The sequence below is a fragment of the Streptomyces sp. NPDC058051 genome (genome assembly GCF_042885475.1).
In the GTDB taxonomy this organism is placed as follows: Bacteria; Actinomycetota; Actinomycetes; order Streptomycetales; family Streptomycetaceae; genus Streptomyces.
Genome location: NZ_JBHVRW010000004.1, coordinates 247569 through 265852, shown reverse-complemented (window position 1 = coordinate 265852; position 18284 = coordinate 247569). Strand labels below are relative to the sequence as shown.

The window sequence follows — 18284 nt, the reverse complement described above, 5'->3', positions numbered from 1 at the left end:
GGGCCCCGTGCCGCGCACCGGCCCCGGCGTCGGCCCCGGCGTCGGCCCCCGTGTCCCGCGTCGGGGCCTGCGTCGTGCACCGGCCCGGGCGTCGGCCCCCGCGTCGCGCGTCGGGGCCTGCACCGGCCGGCGCGTGACTCACCTCTGAACATCCCCGGGGGCGTCCGCCCGCACGGGCACCCCCGGGCCCAGCTCCGCATACGGCGCGCCCGCCTCCTCCAGCTCCAGCACCCACACCTCGTTGGTGCCCTCCCGCAGCACCGGCCCCGGAACGTGCAGCGTCCGCTGCGGACCAGCCGACCAGTAGCGTCCCAGGCAGAAACCGTTCACCCACACGAACCCGCGCGTCCAGCCCGGCAGTTCGAGGCCCGCGTACCCGGTGCCGTCCACCCCCACGACCTCGAACGAGCCCCGGTACAGGCCGCTGCGCCCGGTCCCCCCGGCACTCTCGAACACCACCCCGGCCAGGGCGTCCGGCTCCTCGAACGCTTCGAGCCGCAGGGCCCGGGCCCGTACCCCGTGCAGGAACTGACGCTCGTGCAGCACTCCGCCGGTGATCCCCTTGGACTCGCCGAGCCGCGGCCCGTAGTTCACGCGGCCCAGCGACTCCACCCACAGCTCGACCTCCGCGGGCCCGCCCACCGGCCCGTCCAAGGTGTCGGTCCCGTCGCTCAGCACACCCCTCCGGACACCGTCCACGTACACCACGGCCCGGTCCCGGAGCCCCACCACACCCAGGGCGTACGGGCGGCGGGGGCCCGGAACACCGACCCGGTAGCGCACCAGTCCCCGGTCGACGCCCAGCTCCTCGAAGGTCGGCGGAACGCCCGACGGCGCCGATTCCTCGTCGCCCAGGGCCTCCAGCACGGCGGTCAGCGCCGCCCGGTCCGTCAGCTCCACCCGCACCGGCGCGGCGAGCCCGGCGGGCTCGGGCGGAAGCTCCGGGAGCGGCCCGTCCGCGTACTCGGCGAGGACCTTGCGGAACCGCCAGAACTTCTCCGTGGGGCGGCCGTACTCGTCGATCGGCGCGTCGTAGTCGTACGACGTCACCGTCGGCAGCAGATCCTGGTCCTGCAGCGGACCGGACCGGTTGGCCCCCGCCCACCCGGCGAAGCTCGTCCCCCCGTGCGCCATGTAGATGTTCACCGAGGCCCCGCACTCCAGGATCTCCCGCAGCGCGTCGGCGGCCCGCGCCGGATCCCGTACGACCGGCTCGGCACCCCAGTGCTCGAACCACCCGCACCAGAACTCCATGCACATCAGCGGCCCCTTCGGCTGATGGCGGCGCAACACCTCGAACGCCTCCCGCGCACCCGACCCGAAGTTCACCGTGGCGAGCAGTCCCGGCACACTGCCGCCGGTGAGCATGTGGTCCTCCGGCCCGTCGGAGGTGAACAGCGGCACGGTCACCCCGCGCTCCCGCAGTATCCCGGTCACCCGCCGCAGATGGACCCGGTCGGTGCCGTAGCTCCCGTACTCGTTCTCGGCCTGGACCATGATCACCGGACCGCCGTGTCCGATCTGCCGCCGCACCACCTGGGGCAGCAGCACCGTGAACCACCGCTCCACGGCGTCCAGGTACTCCGCGTCACGGGTCCGCACCCGTCGGCCGAACCGCCCCGTCACCCAGGCGGGCAGACCGCCGTTCTCCCACTCGGCACAGATGTACGGCCCGGGGCGGACGATCGCCCACAGCCCGGCCCGCTGAGCCGCGTCCAGGAAGCGGCCCAGCGCCGCCACGTCCCGGAACCGGCCGGGCCGCGGCTCATGGAGATTCCACGGCACGTACGTCTCGACGCAGTTGAGCCCCATGGCACGCAGCATCGACAGCCGGTGATCCCATTGCGCCTCGTGGACCCGGAAATAGTGCAGGGCCCCCGACAGCAGCCGTACGGGCTTCCCGTCGAACCGGAAGTCATCGTCCCCCACGGTGAATTCAGCCATCGTGCTCGTACTCTCCTGTGCGTGTGGGCCCAGGACCCCGCCGCGCCCCGGGCCGTACGGACGGCACGCACCACGGAGCGGGCGAACCCGGGAAGAATGTCGCAACCCACCATCGCCCCCTGGCGTGCGGCCGGTCCATGGACAAAGATCACTGCTGTTTGGACGCAACGTGTTCGGACCGAGGCACGCAAGAACGGGCGGAGACGGGCAAAGGAGGGAGCCGGCCGGTGTACCACACCTGGATGCGTTTCTTCACTCCCGGCCCGCTGCACCACCGACTGGGCCTCGTCTGCCTGGGAGTGGGGTTGCAGCACGGCGCCCTGCCGACGGTCGGCCCGCGCACCCTGGACCACCATGTCGCCGTCGTCATCCACTCCGGCAGCGGCTGGTACAACGGCTCGGACGGCCGCCGGATGCCCGTCGTCGCACCCAGCCTGATCTGGCTGACTCCCGGCACCCCGCACCACTACGGCGCCGACCCGGGCACCGGCTGGGACGAAAGCTTCGTCGACTTCACCGGCCCCGCCACCACCACGTACACCGAGCTCGGCTACATCGAGCCCGACCGTCCGCTCGTCCCGCTCGCGGACACGGCAGGCCCGCGAGCGGCGGTGGGGCGGATGGTACGGGCCGCGCGGCGCGGCAACCCGCTGCTGGAGGTCGAGACGGGCGCCGCCGTCCACGAGCTCCTCGTCGCTCTGCGCCGGTCCCGCGCCGATGTCAGCCCCGAGGGCGACCCCGTCCTGCGGGCTCTCGCCCGCGACGCATTCCAACCGCTCTCCGTCGCCGAGCACGCGGCCCGGCACGGAATGACACCCGCCGAACTGCGCACGGCGGTGCGGCGGGGCGCGGGATGCAGTCCGAAGGACTACCTCCTCGGTATCCGGCTCGGCCGCGCCAAGGAGCTACTGGCCGCCACCGACCTGCCGGTCGCCGCGGTCGCCCGGCGCGTCGGCTACGACGACCCGGCGTACTTCTCACGCCTCTTCGCCCGCCGGGTCGGGACCGCCCCGGTCCGGTTCCGCGATCAGCAGGGCCGCAGTGTCCCGGGCGGCTGGAGCGACCAGGTACCGGACCCGCACGACCCACCGACGATCACCCCGTCCGGCCCGGCCGTCTAAGCTCGACGACCATGACCACGAGGGACATCGACGAGTCCGTACGCGCGGAACTGAACCGGCTGCGCGAGAGCATCGACAACATTGACGCCGCTGTTGTCCACATGCTCGCCGAACGCTTCAAGTGCACCCAGCAGGTGGGCCATCTCAAGGCCGCCCACCACCTCCCGCCGGCCGACCCGGCCCGCGAGAGCCGACAGATCGCCCGCCTGAGGCAGCTGGCGGAGAGCGCGCACCTGGATCCGGCCTTCGCGGAGAAGCTGCTCAACTTCATCGTGGCGGAGGTCATCCGCCACCACGAGCGGATCGCGGACGAGTCGGCGGCGACCGCGGAGAAGCCGGCGGTGAACGACGAGGCGTCGGCGGTGAACGGGGAGGTGTGAGCGCCGCGGGCCTGCCTCCGGCTCGGCGCCTCCGGCTCGGCGCCTCCGGCTCGGCGCCTCCGGCTCGGCGCGTCCGGTTCGGCGCGTCCGGTTCGGCGCGTCCGGCTCGGCGCGTCCGGCCCGGCGCGGGAGTGCGCCCGCGGTCATCGGGCCGGAAGCTACTCGTCCGCCTGCCGTGAGGGATCCGGGACGCGCCGTCCGTCCGCCCGCTTGCGCCTCGACCAGGCCACCCAGGCACTCACCAGCAGCCCGAACCCCGTGGACAGGACGGCGAGCCCGGCCGTTGCCGACTCATTGACGTGTTCGCCATTGCCCTCGGGCGCGGGCAGCCCGGCGGCCGCGCAGTGCGGAAGAACCAGCAGACCCACCCCCACCAGGGCGGGCACCACCCAGCGGACGCTCTCGCGGCGCGTGGACCGGGCCGTCACCAGGGCGCCCACCGCCAGAAGCGCCGCACAGCCGAGCGCGGGCAGCACCGTGAAGGTGAGCCATTCGGACAGCAACGGCCGCCAGTACCACTCCGACACCGGCCTCGGCCCGTCAAAGTAGTACAGAGTCCGCGGCTGCGGCGCGCCCATGAAGTCCCGGACAGACCCGGGCACGAGCCCGCCCAGTAGCGCACCGGCGAAGACCAGGACCGCGAACCGCGCCGCCCCCGTCTCCCCTCCCGTCCCCGTCTCCCCTCCCGTCCCCGTCTCCCCTCCCGTCCCCTTCCTGTTCCTGTTCCTGTTCCTGTTCCTGCGGACCGTCGACCCCAGCCGAAGACACAGCACGGCACACCCGCCGGCCAACAGCCCCAGGAACACCCCCCTGACCGCCCCGTAACCGATCGGAGTCCACGCGTTCCAGGGGTAGTTCCGCATGACGTCGGCACGCCGGACCCCGGCGAGACACCAGGCGACCGCACCCGCCCCGACTCCCCACGGCACGACACCGACGAACCGCGGCCCGGAACCCCACGTCCGCCCGCGGTCCGGCCCGACTCCCCTCATGACCTCTTCGGACACTCCGAGCCCCCACCTCGATACCCCCACCGCCACCGACCCGGCACCCGTCGGCACCGGCCCGCAGTGCCCGGCACGCGTCTGTCGCAACGCGGGACGCGGTGGCCGTCCGTACGGTTGCACAGGCGGGCGCGGATGCGACGGACAGCGCCGTCCCACCAACCCGCCCACTCACCCGCCCCACGACAAAACGGCCCCCCTGCCCGCCGCAACACCGCCAGCACGTCGAACCCAGCCATCGACAAACTCCTGCACTCCACCGGACGGCCCGAGATCAAATCGCCGCCCTGTACCGCAAGGACCACCCGCACACCCCCGTTCGGCTCCCGGAGAACCCGCCTGCGCCCCGCCCACCCCGTACGGCAGCATGGACGCATGTCCGTACTGACGCGCGACGAAGCGCAGACCCGAGCCCAGTTCCTCGACGTACACCGCTACACGATCGACCTCGATCTGACCGCGGGGGAGGAGACCTTCGACTCCCGAACCGTCATCCAGTTCACCGCGACCGCGGCCGGAGACACCTTCGTCGAACTCAAGCCGGCCACCCTGCGCTCGATCAGCCTCGACGGACAGCCCCTCGACCCCGCCGACCTCACCGAGAACCGCTTCCCGCTCACCGCACTCACCACCGGCGCACACGAACTCCGCATCGACGCCGCCATGCGCTACTCCCGCACCGGCGAAGGCATGCACCGCTTCACCGACCCCACCGACGGCGAGACCTACACCTACACCCAACTGTTCATGGAAGACGTCCAGCGCGTCTTCGCCGCCTTCGACCAGCCCGACCTCAAGTCCGTCTTCGAACTCACCGTCACCGCACCCGAAGACTGGACCGTCCTCGGCAACGGCATCGCCGAACACCGGGGCGACGGCCGATGGGCCCTGGCCGCCACCCCACCGATCTCCACCTACCTCGTCGCCGTCGCCGCCGGCCCCTGGCACTCCGTGACCACCGAACACGCCGGACTGCCCTTCGGCATCCACTGCCGCCGCTCACTCGCCCCCCACCTCGACACCGACGCCGACGAAATCCTCGACATCACCCGCGCCTGCTTCGACCGCTACCACAAAAAGTTCGACGAGCCCTACCCCTTCGACTCCTACGACCAGGCATTCGTCCCCGAATTCAACGCCGGCGCCATGGAGAACCCCGGACTCGTCACCTTCCGCGACGAATTCATCTACCGCTCCGCCGTCACCGACACCGAACGCCAGACCCGCGGCATGGTCATCGCCCACGAAATGGCCCACATGTGGTTCGGCGACCTCGTCACCCTCGCCTGGTGGGACGACATCTGGCTCAACGAGTCCTTCGCCGAATACATGGGCTACCAGACCCTCGCCGAAGCCACCCGCTTCACCCACACCTGGGTCGACTTCGGCGTCGTCCGCAAAGGCTGGGGATACGACGCCGACCAACGCCCCTCCACCCACCCCGTAGCCCCCGACCCCGACGCCGTCCCCGACACCGCCTCCGCCATGCTCAACTTCGACGGCATCTCCTACGCCAAAGGCGCATCCGCCCTGCGCCAACTCGTCACCTGGATCGGCGAAAAAGACTTCCTGGCCGGCATCAACACCCACTTCACCCGCCACAAATTCGCCAACGCCACCCTCGCCGACCTCATCGACAACCTCGCGTCCGCCACCGACCGCGACGTCCACGCCTGGGCCGACACCTGGCTGCGCACCACCGGAGTCGACACCCTCACCCCCCACATCGACGAGTCCGAAAACACCTGGACCCTCACCGTCGACCACCACGGCAACCGACCCCACCGCATCGCCGTCGGCGCCTACGACCACGCCCCCGACGCCCACTCCGGCCCCGACCGCCTCCTCCTGCGCGAACGGTTCGAGATCGACATCCCCCACCACGACACCCCCACGACACTGCCCGGCCGCCGCCCCGCCCTCGTCGTCCTCAACGACGGCGACCTCAGCTACACCAAGGTCCGCCTCGACCCCACCTCCTGGGACACCGTCCTGCGCGACCTGTCCGGCATCCCCGACGCACTGACCCGCGCCGTCATCTGGAACACCGCCCGCGACATGGTCCGCGACGGCGAACTCGCCCCCACCACCTACCTCGAAGCCGCCCGCGCACACCTCCCGCACGAAACCGACCTCGCCCTCACCCAAGGCGTACTCGCCTTCGCCCGAACCCAGATCACCGACCGCTACCTCACCCCCGAAAACCGCCCCACCGCCCTCGCCACCCTCACCACCCTCTGCCGCGACCTCATCCGCCGCACCGAAGACGGCCACAACCCCGGACTGCGCCTCGTCGCCGTACGCCACCTCATCGACGCCGCCACCCAACCCCACACCATCCACGACTGGCTCACCAACGGCACCGTCCCCGGCGGACCCGAACTCGACCCCGAACTCCGCTGGCGCATCCTCACCCGCCTCGCCGTCCTCGGCGCCACCGACGAAACCACCATCGCCACCGAACTCCACCAGGACCCCAGCGCCACCGGCCAGGAAGGCGCCGCCCGCTGCCGCGCCGCCCTCCCCACCCCCCACACCAAAGCCGCCGCCTGGCACGCCCTGTTCAACGACGACAACCTCTCCAACTACCTCTTCGCCGCCACCGCCCAAGGCTTCTGGCAACCCGAACAAGCCGACCTCGTCGCCGACTACGTACCCCGCTACTACCCCGAAGCGACCCAGCTCGCCGCCCGCCGCGGCCCCGCCATCGCCGAAGCCGCCGGCCGCTACGCCTTCCCCGCCCACACCATCGACACCCACCACCTCCACCTCGGCCAACAAGCCCTCGACAACAACGACCTCACCCCCGCACTCCGCCGCAAACTCACCGACCAGATCGACGACCTGCGCCGCGCCCTCGCCGTACGCGACACCCACTGACCCACCACCCCACACCGGAACCACCGTGCCCGGCGCCCCCACCACACAGGGACGCGCCGGGCACACCCATATCCAGCGGCACACCCATACCACCAAAACCCCCGACAACACCCCCCACACCCCACCCACATCCCCCTTTCGAGTTCAGATCACCGAGCTCTCCGACAGCGCACCCGAAAACCCGGACAAGCTGACAGGCCCACCCATGCCCACCACCCCCACCCAGCGCACCCGAAGGGCCCCACCACCATGCCCACCCCCACCACCCCACCCCTCGCCGGAAACACCACCGGACCCGCCGCCCTCCGCCCCCTCATCGACACCGTCCTCACCGCACTCCACGACGGCGCCCACCGACGCGACGGCCCCCTCCCCGCCGGCGGACCCGACACCATCACCCCCCGCACGCGCACCGCCACCCACCCCACCATCCCCGACCACGGCACCGACCCCCACCACGCCCTACGCACCCTCATCACCGCCCTCACCGAAGGCGCCGCAGACCCCGCACACCCCCTCTGCACAGCCCACCTGCACACCCCACCCCTCGCCCTCGCCACCGCCGCGGACCTCGCCGCCTCCGCCCTCAACCCCTCCATGGACTCCTGGGACCAAGCCCCCGCCGCCTCCACCCTCGAAGCCGACATCACCACCGCACTCGCCACCGAGATCTACCCCCACCACCCCACACCCGACGCACTCCTCACCACCGGCGGCACCGAAGCCAACCAACTCGCCCTCCTCCTCGCCCGCGAACGCAACGGCCCCGTCCAGACCATCTGCGCCGCCAACGCCCACCACAGCATCACCCGCGCCGCCTGGCTCCTCGGACTCCCCACCCCCGTCACCATCCCCGCCCCCACAGGCGTCATGGACCTCGCCGCACTCGACGAAGCCCTCACCGAACTCCACCGCCCCCTCCTCGTCACCGCCACCGCCGGCACCACCGACACCGGCCAGATCGACCCCCTCGCCGACATCGCCGACCTCTGCACCACCCACAACGCCGAACTCCACATCGACGCCGCCTACGGCGGCCCCCTCCTCTTCAGCCCCACCCACCGAGGCAAAGTCCACGGACTCGACCGCGCCCACAGCGTCACCCTCGACCTCCACAAACTCGGCTGGCAACCCGCACCCGCAAGCATCCTCGCCGTCCCCGACCACACCCACCTCCACACACTCCACCACCAAGCCCCCTACCTCAACGCCGACGACGACACCGAAGCCGGCCTCCCCGACCTCCTCGGACGCTCCCTGCGCACCACCCGCCGCCCCGACGCACTCAAAATCGCCGTCACCCTCAAAGCCCTCGGCCGCACCGGACTCGCCGACCTCATCGACCGCACCATCGCCACCGCCCACCACCTCGCCGACCTCATCGCCCAAACCCCCACCCTCGACCTCTACGACCGCCCCACCATCAGCACCGTCCTCTTCCGACCCACCAACGCCGACAACAACACCGTCGCCACCATCCGCCGCACCCTCCTCACCCGCGGCCACGCCGTACTCGGCCGCGCCCGCACCGACCACCGCCTCTGGCTCAAAGCCACCCTCCTCAACCCCCACACCACCCCCCACGACCTCCACACACTCCTCGACCTCGTCACCCACCTCGCCCACGACCTCGCGGAAGGCAACACCCCCCGATGACCGACCTGCCCACCCCCGAAACCGACCGCCCGCACGACCTCGTCGGCATCGGCATCGGCCCCTTCAACCTCTCCCTCGCCGCCCTCGCCCACGGCATCCCCGGCAACCCCCACCCCCTCGCCGCCACCTTCTACGAACAACGCCCCGCCTTCCACTGGCACCCCGGCCTCCTCATCGACGGAGCCAGCCTCCAAGTCCCCTTCCTCGCCGACCTCGTCACCCTCGCCGACCCCGCGAGCCCCTGGACCTTCCTCAACTACCTGCGCACCCGCGACCGACTCTTCCCCTTCTACTTCGCCGAACGCTTCCACATCCAACGCGCCGAATACGACGCCTACTGCCGCTGGGTCAGCAACCAACTCCCCGGCCTCCACTTCAGCCACCAGGTCGACGCCGTCCGCTGGAACAACGAACGCGCCCTCTTCGAAGTCGACTTCACCGGACTCGACGCCGACGGCGAAGCCGAAGCACTCGGCCGCGCCTACACCCGCCACATCGCCCTCGGAGTCGGCACCGAACCCCACATCCCCGAACCCCTCAAACCCCTCGCCGAAGCCGAACCCGTCCCCGTCATCCACTCAGCCGACTACCTCCACCACCGAGAAGAACTCCTCCGCGCCGAACACATCACCGTCATCGGATCCGGACAATCAGGCGCCGAAATCTTCCTCGACCTCCTCCGCGCCCGCCCCGCAGGCCACGAAAAACTCCACTGGCTCGCCCGCACCCAGGCCTTCGCACCCATGGAGTACTCCAAACTCGGCCTGGAACACTTCACCCCCGACTACAGCCGCTACTTCCACGCCCTGCCCGAAACCGTCCGCGACGAACTCATCCCACACCAATGGCAACTCCACAAAGGCATCGACGCCGACACCATCGCCGCCATCCACGACGAGCTCTACCGCCGCACCCTCCACGGCGGCTGGCCCGACACCACCCTCACCCCCGGAGTCTCCGTACGCACCGCAGGACGCCTCACCAACAACCGCGTCGAACTCCACCTCGAACACACCCAGCAGAACACCCGCACCAGCCTCACCACCGACGCCGTCATCCTCGCCACCGGCTACCGCGAACGCTCCCTCGACCGCATCCTCACCGGCCTCGACCCCTACATGCGCCGCGACGCCTCCGCACGCCCCCGCATCGACCACCGCTTCCGCCTCGCCCTCGACCCCACCGTCACCGGCAACGTCTACGTCCAGAACGCCGAACGCCACACCCACGGCGTCGGCGCCCCCGACCTCGGACTCGCCGCCTGGCGCAGCGCCACCATCCTCAACGACCTCACCGGCACCAATCCCTACCCCCTCCCGCAACGCACCGCCTTCACCACCTTCGGCCTCACCCCCCACACCCCACCCATCCCCACCCAGAACCCCGACCTCATCCCCCTCACCCACGGCAACTGACACCCACCCCCAACAGCAGACAACCGCACCCCCGGCCACCGGACACGAGAAACCCACCGGACACGAGAAACCCACCGGACACAAGAAACCCACCGGCCGCCGCACAACCACCACCCCCACAGCGGCCAACACACTCACCCCACCCCGGACACCCCTCGCCGACACCGACGCCGATACCAGACCACCAGAACCACAAACACCACCACCCCCGCGCCACCCACCGTCCACACCACCGGATCCCGAGAGAACCGGTAAGGCAGAGCCGGCGACGCATCGAGCGGAATGACAGCCGTGTCATTCCCCGGCGTCCGGTCGAAAGGGTTGTACGTCCGAATGGAGCCCACCGCGCCAGGCACCTGCCGATCGATACGGACATGGAAATCGATCACCGTCACACCACCCTCGTGCCGCACCTCGGAGAAGTCATCGAAACCGATGTCGCAGACAAACGCCCCACCCGGCTCCTCCGGCCGCTTGCACGCCCAACGGCCCTGCGAATCCTCAAAGGTGAACGGCACGGAAGTGACCGTGGTCCCCTCCGGAGGAACCACCTCGAAACCACCCATCACCTCCGAGCCCAGCAGCCGGCCGGGCCCGTGGTCACGCACCCCGAGCCGCACCTTCACCGTGTCACCGACCCGGCCCCGCACAGCCGCCGCCACCGGCTCGTAGTCCACCTGCACCGTCGTCTCGACGTTCACACGGCCACCACCACCCGTGAACCCCCGACCGTCCGCCCCGACCAGAACCAACGGGGCACCCCCACCACGCACGGTGAGGTCACCGGGCCTCTCCGGCTCCGACGACCAGCTGTACGACAGCGAGCCCGTCAGACTCCCCGCCGCAGCCGTAAAACCGATCGGCGAACCCGTACGGTACGCGGTGCCCGGACCGGCCTTCGTGGAGAACAGACACCACGCCGACGTGGACGAGGCATCGAAGAAACAGTTGCTCGGACGCGACGTCAACAGCAGACCGTCCTCCGCACGGATACGCAGAGCGACCCCCCGCCCCGCCGCGAACCGGCTGCGATTGGCGAACCGCGGAGTGAACGACACCGACTTCCCCGGCACCACACCCTTCACCGCCACCGCCTCCTCGGGCGCGTGCAGCGTGGGACCACCCACCGTCATCCGCGTCGTACCGGTGACCGGAGCCGCGTTGTCAGCCGACGCCGTATACGTCACCGTCCCACTGTCACCCGGCTCGACGCCCGCCACACCATGGAGCGTGAACGGCGCATTCGACTCCCCGTCCCCGTTCTGCACGTCGCCGTACCTGCACGTGAACACCGGACCCTCGCCCGTACAGTTCCCGTAACCACCCTTCCCCGCCCGGGCGACACCCCCCAGCCCCGACGCGTCCACAACGACCTTCACATTGCGGGCCGGACCACCGCCGCCGCGCACGACGGCGACCGGCACAACGAAGTCACTGTTCGCCGCCCCCGCCCCCTCGTCCGCGCCGTACATCCGGAAGGCCGCCGGAGCCTCCAACCGAAGCACAACCCCACCCGCACCATCGGCCACCGCGGGCACCGGGGCCGAAGCGAGGACGACAGCAGGACAAGCCGCCAGAGCGGCCAGACATCTGATGATCCCTATCCGTCCGAACATGCCGGGCACTATGCCAGCGGGCACCGACGACCGTCACACCCACACCCGACACTCGGGCCCGGCACCCACACCCGGCACCCGGGCCCGGCACCCGCGCCTCCTGAACAGGGGCGCAGGTGCCCGTTCCGACCACCCCCCCCACAAACCCCTAGAACACCGGCACACCCTCACGCGTCAGACGCCAGTCCACCGAAGCGAACTCCGCACTGTCCACCGACCCCTTCGCCTGCACCCAAGCGATGATCGTGTTCCGGATCTCCTCAGAATTCGCCCACAACTGCTTCGCACCGGCCACGTGCGGGAAGTTCCCCCCACCGCTCGCCCGATAGTTGTTCACCGCCAGCACGAACTGCGCCGCCGGATCGATCGGCGCACCCCCGAACGACAGATTCACGATCCGCGAACCATTCGGCTTCGCGATATCGATCTCGTACGTCAGACCCGACACCGCGTCATAGTTGTAATCAGGAGTGTTGTCCGCGTTCGTCAACGCCGCCGGATCCACCGGCGCACCCACCGCCGTCTGCACGTAATACCGGGCCGAGAACTCCAGATACTCCTTGATCTGCGCACCGGTCAGCAACCGCGCCTCAAGCGTGTTCTCGAACGGATACAGACCGGCCGCATCCTTGATCGTCACATTCCCGGCCGGGATCTGCGCCGTACGCGAGAAACAGGACGCCTGCGACAGCACGGGAAGCGCCGCGTACTCACCACCCGCGAGCGCCCCCTTCACCGTCTCCGCCTGCACGAAGTTGATCAGATCGATGATCGGCTCGTCCTTCCACGCCGCCTCCTCCGTCGTCATCGCCGCCGTCGACGTACCGATGACCTGGTTGACGTACGCCACGACCTTCTCGTGCTCATCGACCAGCAGCTTCGTGATCTTCGGGTCCTCGGCCACGGTGTTCGAGTTCAACACCTGCGAGCCCGCCTTCTCCACCACCCAGCGGCCCTTCTCCCACACCAGGTCGAAGTCGAACAACGTCAACCGCTGCCCCCACTTCAACGGCTCGGAGAGCACCACCTTCTTGCCGGTCTGCTTGTTCTCCACGAAATACTCGGGGATCTCCAGATGCGCATGCCCGACCAGGATCGCGTCAATACCCGGCACCTGCTCGGCCACCAGACCGGCCGCGTTCTCCACATACGGAATCTGATCCCCGTACGACGACGTACCACTGTTGCCCGAGTGCGCCGAAACAATCACCACATCCGCACCCATGGAACGCAGCCGCGGCACGAACTTCGCCGCCTGCTCCTCCAGACCGGGAAACACCATCTTCCCGCTGACATTCGCCTTGTCCCAGATCGCGATCCCCGGATTGGTCAGACCCAGGATCGCCACCTTCACATCCGGACCGTGCGGAGTGCGCATCTTCCTGATCACATACGGAGCGAACGCCGGCCGCAACGTCTTCGCGTCCAGCGCGTTCGCACCCAGCAGCGGAAAGTCGCACTGCTCCTCGAACTTCCGCAGAACCGGAATACCGTAGTTGAACTCGTGGTTACCGAGCGCCGCGGCGTCATAACCGATCGCGTTCATCGCCTGCGCCATCGGATGCACCGGGCCGCGCTTCGCCGTGATCGGATCGATCTTCGCGTAGTAGTACGACAACTGCGTGCCCTGGATCGTGTCACCCGCATCGATCAACAGGGTGTTCCGGCGGCCCTTCTCCTCGCGCACCTGGTCCACCAGCGTGGAGATCTTCGCCAGACCGACATCGTTGTGCGCCTTGTCGTCGAACTCCTGATCGGTGAAATAGTCCCAGTTGAACACATTTCCGTGCAGATCGGTGGTGCCCATCACGGTGAACGAGTACCGCTTCGGCGGACGCCCCTGCTCATGCCCATGACCCTGCCCCTGTGCAGCGGCAGGAACGGCGGAACCGCCCACGATCGCCACACCGGCACCGGCAGCCGCCGATGTGCCCAGGAACGTCCTACGGTTCAGCGGCATTTCTTCTCCCACATCTCAGTTCCCGTACAACTCGGTTCTCGTACGGCTCGGTTCTCGTACGGCTCGGGCCACGCGCGACCCGGCCCCCGCACGGCCGGACCTCAGACAGGCCGACCGTCCCACGGCCCAGCCCTCCCACAGACCGGCCCCGCCGCACACAACGCGCGTAGATAATGACCCAGAAGCCTCACCCGGCAACACCCCTAGCAGGTTTCGATCTGATGACCAGCCGCTGTCCTGCCCGGATGCGACAGTGGACCCATGACAGACACCCCACCGCCCTACGGCACCCCCGACCACCCCCGCGTCGCCGTCCGAGGCGAAGCCCGCCTCGAAGTCGACCCCGAGACAGCACGCATCGGCATCACCGTCACCGCCCGCGGAAAAGACCGCCGCGCCGCCCTCGAAGACCTCACCCGACGCAACAACACCGTCCTCGAACTCATACGCACATACGGACAAGCAGTCGAAAAACTGGAAACCGGCGCATTCTCCATCACCCCCGAACTCACCCAACGCGGCCGCGACGAAAAAATCCGCGCCTATCACGGACGCGTCCACGTCACCGCTGTCCTCAACGACTTCACTGCACTCGGAGAACTCACCACCCGCATCGCCGACCTCGACATGACACACGTCAACGGCCCCTGGTGGAGCCTGCGCATCGACTCACCCGCACACGCGAACGCCCGACGCCAAGCCGTACACGAAGCAGTCCAACGCGCCCGCGAATACGCCGACGCCCTCGGCACCCACCTCGCCGCCCTCGTCGAACTCGCCGACCTCGGCGCGGAGAACGCCGTCTCCGCCCTGCCCATACCCGCCCCACCCGGCGGCATCCGAGGCTCCGTCTCCTACGGAGCCCCAGCCCCCGAATCCGCCCCGGCCCTCGACCTCGAACCACAACGCCAGACCGTCTACGCCCAGGTCAACGCCCGCTTCACCATGGCCCCGCCAAAACTATAAAGAGAATGCTCATCCGAGCACCCCGGCGCACAATTCAACACTTGTCAACAACCTTTCATCGAAAGGTTGTTGGGTAGTCACGCACAGCCAATTACCTACCCGTAGGTAAGGTCTAGGGTCGAACCATGCGCCGAGCAAAAATCGTCTGCACCCTGGGCCCCGCAACCGACACATACGACCAGATCAAGGCACTGGTCGAAGCGGGAATGGACATTGCCCGCCTCAACCTCAGCCACGGCACCTACGCCGAACACGAAGAGCGATACAACCACGTACGCAAAGCCTCCGACGAAAGCGGACGCAGCGTCGGCGTCCTCGTCGACCTTCAAGGCCCGAAGATCCGCCTCGGACGCTTCCGCGAAGGCCCCGTACTCCTCGAACGCGGCGACAGCTTCACCATCACCGTCGAACCCATGGAAGGTGACCGCCACACCTGCGGCACCACCTACAACGGCCTCGCCGCCGACGTCACCACCGGCGAACACATCCTCGTCGACGACGGCCGCGTCACCCTCGAAGTCACCGAAGTGGACGGCCCACGCGTCCACACCACCGTCATCGAGGGCGGCATGGTCTCCGACCACAAGGGCCTCAACCTCCCCGGCGTCGCCGTCTCCGTACCCGCACTCTCCGACAAGGACATCGAAGACCTCCGCTGGGCCCTCCGCGCCGGCGCCGACGTCATCGCCCTCTCCTTCGTACGCAGCGGCCGCGACATCGAAGACGTCCACCGCATCATGGACGAGGAAGGCCGACGCCTCCCCGTCATCGCCAAGGTCGAGAAGCCCCAAGCCGTCGACAACATCGACGGCATCGTCGCCGCCTTCGACGGCATCATGGTCGCCCGCGGCGACCTCGGCGTCGAAATGCCCCTGGAACAGGTGCCGATCGTCCAGAAACGCGCGATCAAACTCGCCAAACGCAACGCCAAGCCGGTCATCGTCGCCACCCAGATGCTCGACTCGATGATCGACAACTCCCGCCCCACCCGCGCCGAAGCCTCCGACGTCGCCAACGCGGTCATCGACGGCACGGACGCGGTGATGCTCTCCGGCGAGACCAGCGTCGGCAAATACCCCATCGAGACCGTGCGCACGATGTCCCGCATCGTCGAAGCAGCCGAGGAGGACATCCTCGCCAAGGGCCTCACACCCCTGACCGACCGCAACAAGCCCCGCACCCAGGGCGGCGCCGTGGCCCGCGCGGCAGCCGAGATGGGCGACTTCCTGGGCGCCAAGTTCCTGGTCGCCTTCACCCAGAGCGGCGACACCGTCAGGCGTCTCTCCCGCTACCGCTCACCCATCCCGCTCCTGGCCTTCACCCCGGACCCGGCCACCCGCTCCCAGCTCAACCTGACCTGGGGCGTCGAGACCTTCCTCGGTCCGCATGTGGAGTCGACGGACGCGATGGTGGCCCAGGTCGACGAGGAGCTGCTGAAGATCGGCCGCTGCGAGAAGGGCGATGTCGTGATCATCACGGCCGGCTCCCCGCCGGGTGTGGCGGGCTCGACGAACCTGGTGCGGGTGCACCACATCGGTGAGGACGACAGCCCGAAGTAGGCCGGTCGTCAGTACTTCGGCCCGACATGGGCGTCCATGAGAGCGACGGACGCCCTTCGGGCGACGGAGATGTTGTACCCCGTGCCCGCACGGGTGCAGTGGGCCCACTCGACTCCAACAGCGGTAAGCGTGTCGCTGAACAGCTTGCGAATGTCGTCCGACTTGTTGGTGAAGAAGTACCGAGGGTACTCGTAGCGCTTTCGTTCGCCGCCGATGAGCTTCGTGGTCCAGTTGATGATGCGGCATCCGTCGGAATGGATGAGGCCGCGGACGAACTCCCATGGGTGGGCATCCACAAGCCTCTGCTGCCAGGGTTCCAGAGCGATCTTGCGGTCGTGCTTCTTGCCGGGACCATGCTGGGGGAAGAGGCAGGGCCAGTGCTTGCTGTGGCACGTCACGTTCTGGCAGCCCTGACGCTGAACCCGAAACACCTTGTTTCCGGGACGTGTGATCTGCATGGCTTCGGCGCAGGCGTCGATGAGGCCGGGCCAGGCATCGGCGCAGGCGATGCGGAGGAAGTACACGCCCCTTCTGGCGGAGCTGATGCACCCGTCGCCGAGGTAGAGGCCCAGTAAGTAAGCGTAAGCAGCGGGGTCTTCAGGATCACTCGGTACGTTGCCGCACCTCGGGCATTCCGCGGCGCGGCTCCAGCCGAGGGGTTCTATTCGTGTCTGCCACGAACGGATGGCGGCGCGTGAAATGCCGGTCTGCTTGCTTACGGAGTTTTGGCTCCAGCCTTGGGCGATGAGTGCCAGAGCGCGCTTGCGCGTATCAAGGTCGTACACGAAGCTGAGCCTGTCTGAGTCTTTGACGACTCACAGGCGCGATAGGCCATCATTCACACGTTCATGTGAAGTTCTACAATTCCTTGGTGGCCTTGGAATCGAAGGAAAGTGCCCCGAGTCGGACTCGAACCGACACTGGATGGGTTTTGAATCCATTGTCTCTGACCAATTGGACTACCGGGGCTCGCTGAATCCAAGGTTTCCCTTGACCCGCTGAGCGTCTACCTTACCGCAGCTAGGTAGGCTCTTGGCAGCAGTACCCCTGTCTTGAACAAGGAGCCTCCAGTGACCGCCCCCGAGTCGCCCCAGCCCGCCGCCGACGACGACAAGTCGCACGTTCCGCCGCTGACGACCCGCGTCGTCATCGCCGAGGACGAGGCGCTCATCCGTCTCGACCTCAAAGAGATGCTGGAGGAAGAGGGCTACGCGGTCGTCGGCGAGGCGGGTGATGGCCAGAAGGCTGTCGAGCTCGCCCGTGAGCACCGGCCGGACCTGGTCATCCTCGATGTGAAGATGCCGATTCTCGACGGTATCTCCGCTGCGGAGAAGATCGCTGAGGAGTCCATCGCGCCCGTCCTGATGCTCACCGCGTTCTCGCAGCGGGACCTGGTCGAGCGGGCGCGGGACGCCGGGGCGATGGCGTACCTGGTGAAGCCGTTCAGCAAGAGCGACGTGGTGCCGGCCATCGAGATGGCGGTGTCGCGGTTCACGGAGCTGAAGGCGTTGGAGAAGGAGGTCGCCGACCTCGCGCAGCGGCTGGAGACGCGGAAGTTGGTGGACCGGGCGAAGAGCATTCTGCAGACGGATTACGGTCTGTCGGAGCCGGCTGCGTTCCGGTGGATCCAGAAGACGTCGATGGATCGTCGGCTGTCGATGCAGCAGCTTGCTGAGGCGTTGATCGAGGATGCCGAGGAGAAGAAGCGGGCGGCGAAGGACGGCGACCAGTAGTCGTTCGCTCAGCCGCGAGAGGCCCGCACCCCGGATGGAACGGGGTGGGG

The 18284-nt window shown here is 68.7% G+C and carries 14 protein-coding genes and 1 tRNA gene; 9 read left to right on the top strand and 6 right to left on the bottom strand.

Translation table 11 applies throughout. The features are described from left to right. Positions 1 to 138: 138 nt before the first annotated feature. Positions 139 to 1944 (bottom strand): beta-galactosidase family protein, encoded by a 1806-nt coding sequence (locus ACFVUT_RS09145; protein WP_389646200.1) that lies wholly within the window; start codon positions 1942 to 1944, stop codon positions 139 to 141. Positions 1945 to 2171: 227 nt separating this feature from the next. Here ACFVUT_RS09145 and ACFVUT_RS09140 point away from each other — a divergent pair, with 227 nt between their 5' ends. Together ACFVUT_RS09140 and ACFVUT_RS09135 are read left to right on the top strand one after the other, a co-directional pair. Continuing rightward, positions 2172 to 3065 (top strand): helix-turn-helix domain-containing protein, encoded by an 894-nt coding sequence (locus ACFVUT_RS09140; RefSeq protein WP_389646203.1) that lies wholly within the window; start codon positions 2172 to 2174, stop codon positions 3063 to 3065. 11 nt (positions 3066 to 3076) lie between these two features. Then, positions 3077 to 3445 carry a chorismate mutase gene (locus ACFVUT_RS09135; protein WP_389646206.1) on the top strand — a complete coding sequence of 123 codons (369 nt, stop codon included), beginning with the start codon at positions 3077 to 3079 and terminating at the stop codon, positions 3443 to 3445. 158 nt (positions 3446 to 3603) lie between these two features. Here the strand turns inward: ACFVUT_RS09135 and ACFVUT_RS09130 are convergent, their stop codons facing one another. Beyond that, a complete protein-coding gene (locus ACFVUT_RS09130) occupies positions 3604 to 4047 on the bottom strand; it encodes a hypothetical protein (RefSeq protein ID WP_389646209.1) in 444 nt (147 codons plus the stop codon). 777 nt (positions 4048 to 4824) lie between these two features. On the opposite strand from ACFVUT_RS09130, the gene pepN reads away from it, so the two are divergent. The 3 genes from pepN (at position 4825) to ACFVUT_RS09115 (ending at position 10400) form a co-directional block, all read left to right on the top strand. Continuing rightward, a complete protein-coding gene (gene pepN / locus ACFVUT_RS09125; RefSeq protein ID WP_389646212.1) occupies positions 4825 to 7329 on the top strand; it encodes an aminopeptidase N in 2505 nt (834 codons plus the stop codon). Between the two features lie 249 nt (positions 7330 to 7578). Next, on the top strand, positions 7579 to 8985 hold the full coding sequence (locus ACFVUT_RS09120; protein ID WP_389646215.1) for a pyridoxal phosphate-dependent decarboxylase family protein: 1407 nt from the start codon (positions 7579 to 7581) through the stop codon (positions 8983 to 8985). Then, the gene (locus ACFVUT_RS09115) at positions 8982 to 10400 is read left to right on the top strand and encodes a lysine N(6)-hydroxylase/L-ornithine N(5)-oxygenase family protein (RefSeq protein ID WP_389646218.1); all 1419 of its coding nucleotides are present in this window, start codon (positions 8982 to 8984) and stop codon (positions 10398 to 10400) included. Before ACFVUT_RS09120 ends, ACFVUT_RS09115 begins: the two co-directional genes overlap by 4 nt. Before the next feature lie 134 nt (positions 10401 to 10534). Here ACFVUT_RS09115 and ACFVUT_RS09110 read toward each other — a convergent pair whose 3' ends face one another. Further along, on the bottom strand, positions 10535 to 11101 hold the full coding sequence (locus ACFVUT_RS09110; RefSeq protein ID WP_389646221.1) for a hypothetical protein: 567 nt from the start codon (positions 11099 to 11101) through the stop codon (positions 10535 to 10537). 73 nt (positions 11102 to 11174) lie between these two features. Between ACFVUT_RS09110 and ACFVUT_RS09105 the strand changes: the two genes are divergently transcribed. Beyond that, positions 11175 to 11720 (top strand): hypothetical protein, encoded by a 546-nt coding sequence (locus tag ACFVUT_RS09105; RefSeq protein WP_389646223.1) that lies wholly within the window; start codon positions 11175 to 11177, stop codon positions 11718 to 11720. Between the two features lie 444 nt (positions 11721 to 12164). On the opposite strand, the gene ACFVUT_RS09100 is transcribed toward ACFVUT_RS09105, so the two are convergent. Next, a complete protein-coding gene (locus ACFVUT_RS09100) occupies positions 12165 to 13976 on the bottom strand; it encodes a bifunctional metallophosphatase/5'-nucleotidase (protein ID WP_389646226.1) in 1812 nt (603 codons plus the stop codon). A gap of 261 nt (positions 13977 to 14237) precedes the next feature. On the opposite strand from ACFVUT_RS09100, the gene ACFVUT_RS09095 reads away from it, so the two are divergent. Together ACFVUT_RS09095 and pyk are read left to right on the top strand one after the other, a co-directional pair. After that, complete coding sequence (locus tag ACFVUT_RS09095; RefSeq protein WP_389646229.1) at positions 14238 to 14942, top strand: SIMPL domain-containing protein; 705 nt, start codon at positions 14238 to 14240, stop codon at positions 14940 to 14942. A 125-nt stretch (positions 14943 to 15067) separates the two neighbouring features. Then, positions 15068 to 16501: a pyruvate kinase gene (gene pyk, locus ACFVUT_RS09090; protein WP_389646232.1), complete on the top strand. Its 1434-nt coding sequence runs from the start codon at positions 15068 to 15070 to the stop codon at positions 16499 to 16501. 8 nt (positions 16502 to 16509) lie between these two features. Here the strand turns inward: pyk and ACFVUT_RS09085 are convergent, their stop codons facing one another. Then, the gene (locus ACFVUT_RS09085; RefSeq protein WP_389646235.1) at positions 16510 to 17286 is read right to left on the bottom strand and encodes a transcriptional regulator; all 777 of its coding nucleotides are present in this window, start codon (positions 17284 to 17286) and stop codon (positions 16510 to 16512) included. Positions 17287 to 17395: 109 nt separating this feature from the next. Next, positions 17396 to 17470 (bottom strand) — tRNA-Leu (locus ACFVUT_RS09080). Between the two features lie 101 nt (positions 17471 to 17571). Between ACFVUT_RS09080 and ACFVUT_RS09075 the strand changes: the two genes are divergently transcribed. After that, entirely contained in the window at positions 17572 to 18234 is a 663-nt protein-coding gene (locus ACFVUT_RS09075; RefSeq protein WP_389646237.1) for an ANTAR domain-containing response regulator, read from the top strand. Positions 18235 to 18284 lie beyond the last annotated feature (50 nt).

Coding starts and splice junctions, on each gene's coding strand:
- pyk (WP_389646232.1), top strand. CDS start 15,068: ATGCGCCGAGCAAAAATCGTCTGCACCCTGGGCCCCGCAACCGACACA.
- ACFVUT_RS09095 (WP_389646229.1), top strand. CDS start 14,238: ATGACAGACACCCCACCGCCCTACGGCACCCCCGACCACCCCCGCGTC.
- ACFVUT_RS09120 (WP_389646215.1), top strand. CDS start 7,579: ATGCCCACCCCCACCACCCCACCCCTCGCCGGAAACACCACCGGACCC.
- ACFVUT_RS09100 (WP_389646226.1), bottom strand. CDS start 13,976: ATGCCGCTGAACCGTAGGACGTTCCTGGGCACATCGGCGGCTGCCGGT.
- ACFVUT_RS09145 (WP_389646200.1), bottom strand. CDS start 1,944: ATGGCTGAATTCACCGTGGGGGACGATGACTTCCGGTTCGACGGGAAG.
- pepN (WP_389646212.1), top strand. CDS start 4,825: ATGTCCGTACTGACGCGCGACGAAGCGCAGACCCGAGCCCAGTTCCTC.
- ACFVUT_RS09135 (WP_389646206.1), top strand. CDS start 3,077: ATGACCACGAGGGACATCGACGAGTCCGTACGCGCGGAACTGAACCGG.
- ACFVUT_RS09115 (WP_389646218.1), top strand. CDS start 8,982: ATGACCGACCTGCCCACCCCCGAAACCGACCGCCCGCACGACCTCGTC.